Source organism: Clostridium sp. Cult3 (genome assembly GCF_021655115.1).
Classification (GTDB): domain Bacteria; phylum Bacillota; class Clostridia; order Tissierellales; family Tepidimicrobiaceae; genus PPXY01.
The window spans coordinates 33,038-45,473 of the sequence record NZ_PPXY01000047.1 but is presented as its reverse complement, the minus strand read 5'-3'; the positions used below and the strand labels follow the sequence as shown (position 1 = coordinate 45,473).

General features: G+C 34.5%; 12 protein-coding genes. 10 read left to right on the top strand and 2 right to left on the bottom strand.

All coding sequences use genetic code 11. From position 1 onward, the window contains the following. Positions 1-51 precede the first annotated feature (51 nt). The 5 genes from C3E88_RS09425 (at position 52) to tsaD (ending at position 3,388) form a co-directional block, all read left to right on the top strand. Positions 52-657, top strand: coding sequence for an ECF transporter S component (locus C3E88_RS09425; RefSeq protein ID WP_236909932.1), 606 nt, complete (start codon positions 52-54; stop codon positions 655-657). Positions 658-757: 100 nt separating this feature from the next. After that, a complete protein-coding gene (gene tsaE, locus C3E88_RS09420) occupies positions 758-1,219 on the top strand; it encodes a tRNA (adenosine(37)-N6)-threonylcarbamoyltransferase complex ATPase subunit type 1 TsaE (protein WP_236909931.1) in 462 nt (153 codons plus the stop codon). Further along, positions 1,216-1,914 (top strand): tRNA (adenosine(37)-N6)-threonylcarbamoyltransferase complex dimerization subunit type 1 TsaB, encoded by a 699-nt coding sequence (gene tsaB, locus C3E88_RS09415; protein ID WP_236909930.1) that lies wholly within the window; start codon positions 1,216-1,218, stop codon positions 1,912-1,914. The genes tsaE and tsaB overlap by 4 nt, the downstream gene beginning before the upstream one ends. A gap of 1 nt (position 1,915) precedes the next feature. After that, entirely contained in the window at positions 1,916-2,365 is a 450-nt protein-coding gene (gene rimI, locus C3E88_RS09410; RefSeq protein WP_236909929.1) for a ribosomal protein S18-alanine N-acetyltransferase, read from the top strand. 12 nt (positions 2,366-2,377) lie between these two features. Beyond that, the gene (tsaD, locus tag C3E88_RS09405; protein WP_236909928.1) at positions 2,378-3,388 is read left to right on the top strand and encodes a tRNA (adenosine(37)-N6)-threonylcarbamoyltransferase complex transferase subunit TsaD; all 1,011 of its coding nucleotides are present in this window, start codon (positions 2,378-2,380) and stop codon (positions 3,386-3,388) included. Positions 3,389-3,552: 164 nt separating this feature from the next. Here tsaD and C3E88_RS09400 read toward each other — a convergent pair whose 3' ends face one another. Together C3E88_RS09400 and C3E88_RS09395 are read right to left on the bottom strand one after the other, a co-directional pair. After that, positions 3,553-5,460 carry an ABC-F family ATP-binding cassette domain-containing protein gene (locus C3E88_RS09400; RefSeq protein ID WP_236909927.1) on the bottom strand — a complete coding sequence of 636 codons (1,908 nt, stop codon included), beginning with the start codon at positions 5,458-5,460 and terminating at the stop codon, positions 3,553-3,555. 71 nt (positions 5,461-5,531) lie between these two features. After that, complete coding sequence (locus C3E88_RS09395) at positions 5,532-5,747, bottom strand: hypothetical protein (protein ID WP_236909926.1); 216 nt, start codon at positions 5,745-5,747, stop codon at positions 5,532-5,534. Between the two features lie 203 nt (positions 5,748-5,950). On the opposite strand from C3E88_RS09395, the gene C3E88_RS09390 reads away from it, so the two are divergent. From C3E88_RS09390 to C3E88_RS09370, 5 genes are all read left to right on the top strand, one after another. Further along, the gene (locus tag C3E88_RS09390; protein ID WP_236909925.1) at positions 5,951-6,598 is read left to right on the top strand and encodes a redox-sensing transcriptional repressor Rex; all 648 of its coding nucleotides are present in this window, start codon (positions 5,951-5,953) and stop codon (positions 6,596-6,598) included. 275 nt (positions 6,599-6,873) lie between these two features. Beyond that, the gene (locus tag C3E88_RS09385) at positions 6,874-8,013 is read left to right on the top strand and encodes an acyl-CoA dehydrogenase (protein WP_236909924.1); all 1,140 of its coding nucleotides are present in this window, start codon (positions 6,874-6,876) and stop codon (positions 8,011-8,013) included. Positions 8,014-8,033: 20 nt separating this feature from the next. Then, the gene (locus tag C3E88_RS09380) at positions 8,034-8,825 is read left to right on the top strand and encodes an electron transfer flavoprotein subunit beta/FixA family protein (protein WP_236909923.1); all 792 of its coding nucleotides are present in this window, start codon (positions 8,034-8,036) and stop codon (positions 8,823-8,825) included. 23 nt (positions 8,826-8,848) lie between these two features. Further along, positions 8,849-10,057, top strand: a complete 1,209-nt coding sequence (locus C3E88_RS09375; RefSeq protein WP_236909922.1) for an electron transfer flavoprotein subunit alpha — start codon at positions 8,849-8,851, stop codon at positions 10,055-10,057. Positions 10,058-10,180: 123 nt separating this feature from the next. Then, positions 10,181-12,241 carry a sigma-54 interaction domain-containing protein gene (locus C3E88_RS09370; protein WP_236909921.1) on the top strand — a complete coding sequence of 687 codons (2,061 nt, stop codon included), beginning with the start codon at positions 10,181-10,183 and terminating at the stop codon, positions 12,239-12,241. Positions 12,242-12,436 lie beyond the last annotated feature (195 nt).

Genomic DNA, 12,436 nt, shown 5'->3' with positions numbered 1-12,436 from the left:
TGTTTTATTTTTATCGTATCCCTGAAGAAATAATTACTTGGAGGGATTTTTATGTACACATTAAGAAAGGAAGATTTTAATACTAAGACCATGGTAAAAATTGCAGTACTAGGGGTTATAGCATTCGTCCTTATGTTGTTGGATTTTCCCCTATGGTTTACGCCACCTTTCTTGAAATTTGACGTATCTGATGTACCAGCGCTAATTGGTTCCTTCGCCTTAGGGCCTATGGCAGGAGTTATAGTCCAATTGGTTAAAAACCTATTGAAGATATTATTAGCTGGGACTAATACTGCAGCTGTAGGAGAGCTGGCTAACTTTGTAGTAGGTAGTGTATTTGCATATGTAGCAGGCCTAATTTACTATAGAGAGAAGACTTTTAAAAATGCAGTAATAGGTTTGATAACAGGAACTATAGCTATGACTGTAGCTATATCCATAGCGAATTATTATATTATGATACCTTTTTATGCGAAGGCTTTTGGAATGCCTTTAGATAAGATTATTACTATAAGTGGAGCGGTGAATAGGTATGTAGTGGATTTAAAGAGCCTTATTATTTTTGCTGTAGTACCTTTCAATCTATTAAAGGGAGCTGTAGTAAGTTTGATTACTATATTACTATATAAAAGGATATCGCCAATACTTAAAGGATAAGGAATTATAACTAGCGGGTAGATTACCCGCTTATTTATTGTGCATTGAATGACTAAATGCTATAATAATAGGTAGTTTGAGGAATAGGAAGGTTGATTAGATGGTAAGAATAGTATTAAAGGGATTAAAGGAAACTGAAAAGTTTGGAGAGAGATTAGGTAGTCTACTAAAGCCTGGAGATATTATCTCTTTAACGGGAGATCTAGGTGCAGGAAAAACCACTTTGACTAAATCCATAGGCAAGGGCTTAGGGGTGGAGGATTATATAACTAGCCCTACTTTTACGCTGATAAATGAATATAAGGGAAGAACTATGCTTTATCATTTTGATGTATATAGATTAGAAGGTGCTGTAGATTTATACGATTTGGGTTTTGAAGAATATTTTTATTCCAATGGGGTTTGCATTATAGAATGGGGAGATAAAATAGAAGAGGTTCTTCCCAAAGAAAGAATCAATTTACAAATTGAAAAAGGTGTAGGATTAGATGAAAGAATTATTTATCTATATGGAGAAGGAGATAGATTTAAACAATTGCATAAGGAGTTGAATTTAGATTGAAGACATTAGCTGTAGACACATCAACGATGATGGCCACCTGTGCCCTATTAGATGAAGACAGACTATTGGGGGAATTTTCACTAAATCAGGAAATGACCCATTCGGAAAATTTAGTTCCCATGATAAAGGAAATGTTAGACAATTTAAATCTAAGGATAGAGGATATAGACCTATTTGGAGTAGCTACGGGTCCTGGTTCCTTTACTGGATTAAGGATCGGTATAGCTACGGTTAAATCTTTTGCTCATGTGTTTGATAAGCCTATTGTAGGGGTTTCTACCTTGGAGGGCTTAGCCTTTAATCTACCTTATGATGGCTATATAGTACCTATGATAGATGCCCGAAGGGATAGAGTATATACGGGCATATATAATAGAATTAAGGGCAATCTTATTAATGCAGTAGAACCTACTATAATGAAAGTGGATAAACTGTTGGAGCTTTTGAGAGAGGATTATGACAAAATAATGGTAAACGGAAATGGAACCTTTATTTATCAAGATATAATAATGGATATACTTAAGGATAAAGTAGATATAGCACCAGTAAATTTAAATAGCTGTAGAGCATCAAGCATAGCAGAGTTGGCCTTGATAAAATATAAAGAAGGCTATAGGGACAATTATTATGATTTGGTTCCAAACTATCTGAGGGAATCCCAAGCTCAAAGAGAATTAAGAAAGAAGGGTAGATAGTATGGACATATGCGTTAGGGAAATGCAGGAGTCGGATATAGATAGAATTGTGGAAATAGAGCAGGAAAGCTTTTCTCCTCCTTGGTCAAGGGAGGCCTTTTTATTAGAGCTGACTAGAAATATATTGGCCAAGTATATAGTAGTAGAGGTAGAAGGTAGGGTTGTAGGCTATGGAGGCATTTGGCTAATAATTGATGAAGGCCATATTACAAATATTGCAGTAGATAAGGAATATAGAGGATTGGGTTTAGGTAATAAGCTATTAGAAGGATTAATCCAACTATGTATAGACAGAGATATTAAGGCTATTACCTTGGAAGTAAGGAAATCTAATGAAATAGCCAAGGGACTTTACAAAAAATATGGCTTTAAAGAATATGGAGTTAGACCAGGGTACTATACGAATAATAATGAAGATGCAATAATCATGTGGAAAACTATTGAATTTTAGTGAGGTGGTAAAATGACTATAACATTGGCCATAGAAACATCCTGTGATGAAACTTCCTGTTCAGTTTTAAAAGGTGGTAGGGAAGTATTATCCAATATAATATCTTCTCAAATTGAAATTCACAGGCAATTTGGAGGCGTAGTTCCCGAAGTAGCCTCAAGAAAGCATATTGAAAATATTAACTTAATAATTCAACAAGCCTTAGATGAGGCAAATATTACCTTTCATGATATAGATCTAGTAGGAGTTACCCAGGGCCCAGGATTGGTAGGTGCTTTACTAGTAGGCATATCCAGTGCTAAGGCTATAGCCTATGCTATTGATAAACCAATAGTAGGAGTAAATCATATTGAAGGTCATATATGTGCTAACTATATTGAACATAAGGATTTAGAACCCCCTTTTACCTGCTTAGTAGTATCAGGAGGGCATACCTATTTAGTCCAAGCTAATTCCTATACTGAATATGAACTGATAGGTAGAACTAGAGATGATGCAGCCGGAGAGGCCTTCGACAAGGTAGCTAGAGCTTTAGGTTTATCCTATCCTGGTGGACCATTGATAGATAAGCTTTCTAAAGAAGGGGACAAATATGCAATAGATTTCCCCCGGGTATATTTAGAAAATGGTAGCTATGATTTTAGCTTTAGTGGATTAAAAACTGCTGTTTTAAACTATTTAAATCAAATGAAGCAAAAGGACGAAGACATAGTAGTAAAAGATGTTGCCGCTTCCTTTCAGCAAGCGGTAATAGAAGTACTTGTGGAAAAGACCATTAGATTAGCCAAGGAAAGAAAATCGGATAAAATAGTGATGGCTGGTGGAGTAGCAGCCAATGAAGGATTAAGGAATCTGATGAAACACAGAGGCAAAGAAGAGGGTATAGACATATTATATCCTTCTAGAGTATTGTGCACAGACAACGCAGCTATGATTGGTTCAGCTGCCTATTTCCATTATAAAAAAGGACATACTTCGAATTATTATCTAAATGTAGAGCCAAATTTAGAGCTAAAAGGATAATTATCAACAATTTTTCCACATTATTTCCACAGAAAAGGTTTTGGTTTACTATAAAAAAATGTGGATAATGTGGGAAAAACCCCTTGTAATCTGTCTATATTGGGACAAACTACTGGGGATAACTCTGTGGATTCTGTGTATAATCTGTGGATAATGTGGGGAAACTATTCTTCTGTCAATATTATCCACCTTTCATAAAGGGAATCTATTTTCAATTCCAAAGTTTCTCTTTGCTTAGTTAATTCCAGGATTTTATCTGGTTCATCATATATATTTGGATCGCAAAGCAATCTATCAAGTTTTTCCATATCCATTTCTTTTTCTTCAATCATCTTCTCCAAATTCGTTATTTCTCTTTTCTTTTTTCTTATGGATTCTAATTTTTCCCTTTCCTTTTTTCGCTCCAATTTTATTTGAGTCTTTGTTTTGTAATCTTCCTCTTCTTCAAGTATGACTTCGTTTTTCTTTTCCAAATAATAGTCGTAATTTCCAATGTACTCCTTTATGCCTTCTTCCGTTAATTCCAATATCTTGTCCACTACTCTATTCAAAAAATACCTATCGTGGGATATTACAAACAAAGTGCCTTCGTAATCAATTAAGGCATCTTCTAACACCTCTTTTGAATCTATATCTAAATGGTTGGTTGGCTCATCCATAAGGAGGAAATTGGCATCGGAAAGCATCATTTTCAAAAGAGCAAGCCTGCCTCTTTCACCACCGCTTAACTCCCCTACTTCTTTAAATATATCGTCACCAATAAATAAAAACCTACTCAATATGGAGCGAATTTCATAGTGATCCAATTTAGGATTGTCATCCCATATTTCATCTATTACGGTATTGTCCAGATTGAGTCTAGTCTGTTCTTGATCGAAATACCCAATATGGACATGATGACCTAGGGATATGTGGCCACTTTCGTAAGGGATCTGATTTAATATCATTTTAAATAGGGTAGTTTTTCCAATACCATTAGGGCCAATTAATCCTACTTTTTCTCCCCTATATATAGTAAAATTGATATCCTCTAATAGTTTAAAATCTTGGAAGGATTTATCAAGCTCCTCAACCCTTAAAACATCTCTACCGCTTTTTACCTTTGGTTCAAAGATTATCTTGGCCTTTTTAGTATCCATTGGTTTATCTATCGTCTTCATTCTATCTAACATCTTTTGTCGAGATTGGGCTTGTTTAATATAGCGGCTGCCACCATAGTTGGAAAATCTCCTTATAATCTCTTCCTGTCTTTTTATTTCCTTTTGTTGATCCTCATACTTTTTCTTTAATACTTCTATATCCTTTTTTCTCTGTCTCATATATTTAGAGTAGCTCATATTGTATATTTTGATATTTAAGTCTTCTAGTAAAAATATTCTAGATACCACATTATCCAAAAAGTATCTATCATGAGATATGATAAGGACTGCCCCCGAGTATTCTTTAAGATAATTTTCTAACCAATTAATAGCCTCTATATCTAGGTGGTTGGTAGGTTCGTCCAACAATAGCAGATCTGGCTTCTCCAACAGTAATTTAGCCAGGGACAATCTAGCTTTTTGACCACCACTTAATAGGTTTACCCTTTTGCCCATCTCGTCATCCCTAAACCCTAATCCTTTTAACACCCCCCTAATTTCAGATTGGTAACCATATCCATTGTTATTGTTAAAGCTCTCCATAAGATGAGCATAATCATCCATAAGTTTTTCCAACTTAGTAGAATTAGGCTTACTACCTTCTATGCTCATCTCCTGTTCAATCCTTCTTAAGTCCTTTTCCATTTGAATCAAGGGCTTAAATATTTTTAGACATTCATCAAACATGGAATCATTACTTTCCATGTGGGTATGTTGTTTCAAATAACCTATCTTTAAATCCTTCTGAATATATATTTCTCCACTATCCCTAAGGGTTTCTCCGGCTAATATATTGAAAAGGGTAGTTTTACCTGAGCCATTTAATCCTATAAGGCCGATCTTATCACCATCTTCTACGGTAAAGCTTATATCTTTCAATATTTCATCTATTCCATAGGTTTTAGATATATTGTTACATGAAAGGACTATCATATTAAATCTCCTACTTTCTATATACTATACTATCTATTTTACCAAAAAAAATAGCCCTTTAAAAGTAAGGACTATCTCTTTAGGTCTAATTCCATAGCAAGACTGGATAAAACTTTATCTATTAAATCTACATCACATTTTCCATCCCTAGTAAAATGAGTACAATTTTCACAGCTTTCATACTTTTCCTCATATACATTAGAAGATATATTTAATGCATTTTCTTCTTTTTGGTTATAGGAATCGCAATAAATAGCTATTTTTCTAAGTTGTTCTTTACTAGCCATTAGAAAACCTCCTATATGATTATGATAATAATATTATTAGTATTTAAATAATTTATATGCATTTGGAACTAACTATTAAAAAAAGTAGAATACTATAGAAGTAGAATGCTTTAATTGGATAAATTGACCTATTAATACCAATCTGTTATAATTAAAACAAAACGATTAGTAGATATATATTAGATATGATTGGGGGTAAATCAATGGATAAAGAGAACAGGGTGTCCATAACTGTTATTCGTAGATTACCTAAGTACTATAGATATTTAGGTGAATTGCTTAGGAAAGGAATAAATAGGATATCATCCCAGGAGCTAAGTAAGCTAACTGGTTTTACGGCATCCCAGATAAGGCAGGATTTAAATAACTTTGGCGGCTTTGGCCAGCAAGGTTATGGATATAATGTAGAGGAATTACATCACCAATTAGGTAAGATATTGGGATTGGATAAAATCTACAATACTGTAATAGTTGGTGCAGGAAATCTAGGGCAAGCAGTAGCCAATTATAGAGGATTTGAAGATGCTGGCTTTAAAGTGCTTTCCCTATTTGATAAAAACCCTAAGTTGATAGGATTGAAAATTAGGGATATAGAAATAAGAGATGTAGATGAGCTAGAAGAGTTCGTCGAGGAAAACAATGTAGAAATAGGGATTATTACTACGCCTAAAGAAAATGCTCAGGATATTGCTGATGTATATGTGAAAAGTGGAATAAAAGGTATTTGGAACTTTGCACCAGCAGACTTAAAGGTAGAAGATGATATAGTGATAGAGAATGTCCATCTAAATGAATCCTTATTTACCTTATCCTATTTCTTAAACAACAAATCTGATTATGTTAGGGATTAGTAATTAGTTAAGGGGATTGTAGTTATTTGCTATAATCATTTTTTTAACATATTACATTGTTAATACAATGACGTAAATTTATAATTGTCAACATAAAATTATGTCTATAATTCTATAAAATATTAGGATTATAGACATTTTTGTATTTTTAAGGGTATTATCCATAAATAATGGATTGTCTGAAAGATAAAAATTTAACAAATTTTATGGAAATAAACATCTAAATGGATTATAATATAATATGAGATTTAGCTTAATATTAGGGAGGGGAGTATATGAATTTCAATTTATCAAGGGAACAGGAAATGGTAAGGGAAGTTATGAGGAAATTTGCTGAGTCCGAAGTCCAACCTATAGCTGCAGAAATTGATGAAGAAGGCAGGTTTCCTAGGGAAACGGTAGAGAAGATGGCTAGATATAACATGCTAGGCATACCTTTTCCTGTAGAATATGGAGGAGCAGGAGGAGATGAAGTAGCCTATGCTATAGCAGTAGAGGAATTATCAAAAGTATGTGCTACCACTGGAGTTATTTGTTCAGCCCACACTTCTCTAGGTTGTTGGCCTATATATAGATATGGTACGGAAGAGCAAAAACAAAAATATTTAATACCTTTAGCAAAGGGAGAAAAACTAGGAGCCTTTGGATTGACGGAACCAGATGCTGGTACGGATGCTGCTGGCCAACAGACTGTTGCAATACTAGATGGGGATAACTATATATTAAATGGAACCAAAATATTTATTACCAATGGCGGAGAAGCAGATGTATATATTATTTTTGCTATGACCGATAGGACTAAGGGTACCAGAGGTATTTCTGCTTTTATAGTGGAAAAGGATTTCCCGGGATTTAGTATAGGTAAAGTAGAAGATAAGATGGGCATTCGTGGATCATCTACTACGGAATTAATATTCAGAGATTGTATAGTCCCCAAGGAGAATCTGCTAGGAAAAGAAGGACAAGGTTTTAAGATTGCCATGTCGACTTTAGATGGTGGGCGAATAGGTATTGCAGCCCAAGCCTTAGGTATAGCAGAAGGTGCTTTAGAAGAAACCATAAAATATATAAAAGAAAGAGAACAATTTGGAAGGCCTTTGGCTAAGTTCCAAGGTTTACAGTGGATGATAGCTGATATGGCCACGGATATAGAAGCAAGTAAATTATTAGTATATAGAGCAGCCTACAATAAAGCAAACAATCTTCCCTACAATAAAGAAGCAGCTATGGCTAAATTATTTGCAGCTAATACAGCTATGGATGTAACTACCAAGTGCGTGCAACTTCATGGAGGGTATGGATTTACAAAGGATTATCCCGTAGAGAGAATGATGAGGGATGCAAAGATTACCGAAATATATGAAGGAACTTCTCAAGTTCAACAAATGGTTATTGCAGCCAATCTATTGAGATAAAAGATAGAGGAGGTATTTTGATGAAAATTATAGTCTGTATTAAACAAGTTCCCGATACCAATGAGGTTAGGATAGACCCAGTTAAAGGAACTTTAATCAGAGAAGGAGTACCTAGTATCATAAATCCAGATGATAGAAATGCTCTAGAAGAAGCATTGAAGATAAAGGATGAACTGGAAGATGTGAAAGTTACGGTACTTAGCATGGGGCCACCTCAAGCAGAAGTAGCATTAGTAGAAGCTATTGCTATGGGCGCAGATGAAGCGATTTTATTAAGCGATAGGGCCTTTGCTGGATCGGATACTTGGGCTACATCTACTGCATTATCAGCAGGAATAAAGGCCCTAGGGGACTTTGATATCATATTTTGTGGAAGACAAGCTATAGATGGAGATACTGCTCAGGTAGGACCTCAGATTGCTGAGCATTTAAGTATACCTCAGATAACCTATGTGGAGGATTTGAAATTTCAAGGTGGAAAGGTAAAAGCCAAGAGAGCTCTTGAAGACGGATATTTTGTAGTGGAGGCTGAACTTCCGGTCTTAATTACTGCTATCAAGGAATTAAACGAACCTCGATATCCATCTATAAAGGGAATATATGAAGGATTCAAAGGGGATAGGATAAAAGTTCTTTCCGCTAAAGATATAGAGGCTGATGAGGACAATATAGGATTAGATGGTTCACCAACTCAAGTCAACAAATCTTTTACCCCTCCTGGAAGAGGTGGAGAATCAGAAATAATAGAAGGAAGTCCTAAGGAACAAGCTCGACAGCTGATTGTAAGACTAAAAGAAGAAAAATTCATATAGGTTTTGGAAAGGAGGAATTAGATATGGCTGTAAAAGTTATCGGTAAAAAATGCATAGGGTGTGGCATATGTGTTAACACCTGCCCCTTTGATGCTATAGATATGGTAGAGGATAAGGCAGTAGTAACGGATAAATGTACTGCCTGTGGTAATTGTATAGAGGTTTGTCCCGAAGAAGCTATAATTAAAGAAGAAGGTAAAAGAAAAACCATAGATATAGATGAATATAAGGGTGTTTGGGTATTTGCTGAGCAAAGGGAAGGAAATTTACTCAATGTTTCCATTGAGTTAATTGGAGAAGGAAGAAAGATAGCTGATGAGTTGAATGCGGAATTGACAGCTATACTTCTAGGGAAAGATGTAGATGATTTGGCGGAGAAACTTATCAAGTACGGTGCAGATAATGTATTATATGGAGAATCAGAGCTTTTACAAGTATATACTACTGATGGATATACCAAGGTAATATGTGAATTGATTGAGGAGAAAAAACCAGAGATAATGTTAATCGGGGCTACCAATATAGGAAGGGACTTAGGTCCAAGGATTTCTGCAAGAATACATACGGGACTTACTGCAGACTGTACTAGATTGGAAGTAGATAAGGAAAACAGAAGGTTGTTACAGACCCGTCCTGCTTTTGGTGGAAATCTAATGGCAACTATTATTTGCCCAAACCATAGGCCACAGATGTCAACAGTGAGACCAGGGGTTATGGAGAAGGCTAAATATGATGAAACTAGAATAGGGAACATAGAGAAGTTCATTCCTAATTTAAAAGAGGAAGATATAAAAGCTAGGGTATTGGAAGTGGCTAAGGGGGCAAAAGCTCAAGTAAAATTAGAAGATGCCAATATCATAGTATCTGGTGGTAGGGGATTAGGGGATCCTGAAGGATTCAAGCTAATAGAAGAATTAGCAGAAAAACTAGGGGCAGTAGTAGGAGCTAGCCGTGCCACAGTAGATGCAGGCTGGATAGATCAATCCCATCAAGTTGGTCAAACCGGTAAGACCGTAAGGCCTACACTATACATTGCTTGTGGGATTTCGGGAGCTATACAACATTTAGCTGGAATGCAGGAATCAGAGGTTATTATAGCTATAAACAAAGATAAAGATGCACCTATATTTAAGGTAGCAGACTATGGGATAGTAGGGGATGTATATGAAATATTGCCAGAGCTAATAGAGGGCTTGGATAATATAGATGAGATATTAGAAAGTGTGAACTAATAAAAAAAGACACGAGGTGTAATATACTACAAAATCTCGTGTCTTTTTATATTATTAAATTGAATGATTGGCTCCTTTATGATAAATTTGAGTATAGAAAATAAGAAATGGGTGGAAAATCTTATGAGAAAAACCTTGGCTATTGTAAGTTACAGCATAGAGTCGGTAAACTCATACTATGCACAAATAAAAGCTTTATTTTCGAAAAATATTATTGTCAATAAGATTGCCATGGATGATATGAAAACTATCAAAAGTATAGATACAGATGTAGTACTTGTTCCTTCTTATGATATGTTTGAAAAGATAAGAAAATATATAAAGAAAGATATTGATATAATATTTGCTAATAGGACAATACCTCGGTCAGGTTTACAGAAGATAATGGGGATTGAAAAAGATAGTGAAGTAATTGTAATTGACGAGAGCCCCGAAATGACAGAGCAGATGATATCAGTAATCTACCAATTAGGTGTAAGACATATTAGCTTGGAATCTTATTGGGCAGTGAAGAAACAAAATATTAGTGAGAAACCCATAATTGTTTTAGGGCAATCTGATCATTTGCCATCCTATGCAAAAAACATTATTAACATAGGGAATAGTTTATTAGATTTTAATACTATAATCGATATAGGAATCAAATTCGATCTAATTCATATGTTAAACAGGCAAGACATTTCAAGAAGTTATGTGGAAGTAGAATCTGCAAACTTTGGATTAGAAGAAATTTTGGGAATGCTTAACAGTCGTGAAAGTCAATTAGATATATTGCTTCAGACTATTGATGCAGGAGTTATTGGCATAAACCCTGCAGGAAATATATTCTTATGTAATGAGAATGCAGAAAAAATTATTGGCCTTACAGAAGATGATGTTATTAACAAAAATGGAATAGAATTATTTCCTCGTATACCCTTCAAGCATGTTCTCAAAACCTTAGAATCCATAGAAGAAAAAATAATTATAATACATGGAGAGTATGTTGTAGTGTCTGTGAGCCCTTTAGTCCATTCAAACAAACCCTATGGCGCCGTTGCAATAATGAGAAAATACAAAGATACTGAGAAAAAACAGCATAAGATAAGAAAGCAGTTAGTTGGAAAAGGGCATGTGGCAAAATATCAATTTAATGACATAATGGGCAAAGGCAGTGCTATTAATAAGAGTAAAAGCATTGCTAAAAGAATGGCAAATTCTAACTCTTCAATATTGATTACCGGAGAAACAGGAACAGGAAAAGAACTATTTGCCCAAGCAATTCATAATAGTTCACCACGGAAAAATTATCCCTTTGTAGCTGTTAACTGTGGTGCTTTTCCTGAAAGTCTTTTGGAAAGTGAATTGTTTGGCTACGAAGAAGGTGCTTTTACTGGTGCACGTAAAGGCGGCAAACCTGGACTTTTTGAGCTAGCTCATAATGGAACTTTATTTTTAGATGAAATTGCTGAGATTCCTATGAATCTCCAAGTTAAGCTTCTCAGGGTTCTTCAGGAAAAAGAAGTAGTACGACTAGGAGGGGACAGTATAATAAATGTGGATTTTAGGGTGATAGCAGCTACAAACAAGAATTTAAAAAGCATGGTCAATGAAGGGAAGTTTAGGGAAGACCTATATTATCGATTAAACGTCTTACCCTTAAAAATACCTCCCTTAAGAAATAGAAAAGAAGATATATTATTCTTGTTTGAGGAAACGAAAAAACAATTTAATGGTAATTTTGTATTGACAGAAAAGGCAAAAGAGTTGTTATTGAGTCATAATTGGGATGGAAATGTAAGAGAACTAATAAATTGTGTAGAATATCTTGTCAATTTAGATCTAAAAATAATAGATGCAAAGGATCTACCATTTGAATATGAAGAAAATACGGATAGTGAAATGGACATTCAGATACAAAGAGAAATTATGATAGAGTTTTTAGAAACTACTGGTGATGATTTAAGAAAATATATTTTCGTATTAGAAGAATTAAAAAAGGCTTATATTGATAATAGAAGATTAGGGAGAAGGAGCATTCACAAAAAGGCAAAATTAAATGGAATTTTTTTAAGTGAACAAGAGACAAGAAGAATGTTGATAGAATTAGAAAAGTTACAAATGGTAAAGGTAAATAAAGGACGAGCTGGTACGGTAATAACCAAGGAAGGATTAAATATATTGGAATATATAAGATTGGGTTAAATGGTATCATTTTATGATACCATTTAACCCATAAATCATTACATAAAATTATTGTTATAAAATAATATCTAAGAAGTTAAGAGGTGTCCATACAAATAATAGTTAAAATATTCACAATATTTTAACTATTATTACTTTGGCATAAAACCTGCATAATTATATCAATGGAAGTGATTCTTATACCTAGTTGCTGAA

Coding starts and splice junctions, on each gene's coding strand:
- C3E88_RS09425 (WP_236909932.1), top strand. CDS start 52: ATGTACACATTAAGAAAGGAAGATTTTAATACTAAGACCATGGTAAAA.
- tsaE (WP_236909931.1), top strand. CDS start 758: ATGGTAAGAATAGTATTAAAGGGATTAAAGGAAACTGAAAAGTTTGGA.
- rimI (WP_236909929.1), top strand. CDS start 1,916: ATGGACATATGCGTTAGGGAAATGCAGGAGTCGGATATAGATAGAATT.
- tsaD (WP_236909928.1), top strand. CDS start 2,378: ATGACTATAACATTGGCCATAGAAACATCCTGTGATGAAACTTCCTGT.
- C3E88_RS09400 (WP_236909927.1), bottom strand. CDS start 5,460: ATGATAGTCCTTTCATGTAACAATATATCTAAAACCTATGGAATAGAT.
- C3E88_RS09395 (WP_236909926.1), bottom strand. CDS start 5,747: ATGGCTAGTAAAGAACAACTTAGAAAAATAGCTATTTATTGCGATTCC.
- C3E88_RS09390 (WP_236909925.1), top strand. CDS start 5,951: ATGGATAAAGAGAACAGGGTGTCCATAACTGTTATTCGTAGATTACCT.
- C3E88_RS09385 (WP_236909924.1), top strand. CDS start 6,874: ATGAATTTCAATTTATCAAGGGAACAGGAAATGGTAAGGGAAGTTATG.
- C3E88_RS09380 (WP_236909923.1), top strand. CDS start 8,034: ATGAAAATTATAGTCTGTATTAAACAAGTTCCCGATACCAATGAGGTT.
- C3E88_RS09375 (WP_236909922.1), top strand. CDS start 8,849: ATGGCTGTAAAAGTTATCGGTAAAAAATGCATAGGGTGTGGCATATGT.
- C3E88_RS09370 (WP_236909921.1), top strand. CDS start 10,181: ATGAGAAAAACCTTGGCTATTGTAAGTTACAGCATAGAGTCGGTAAAC.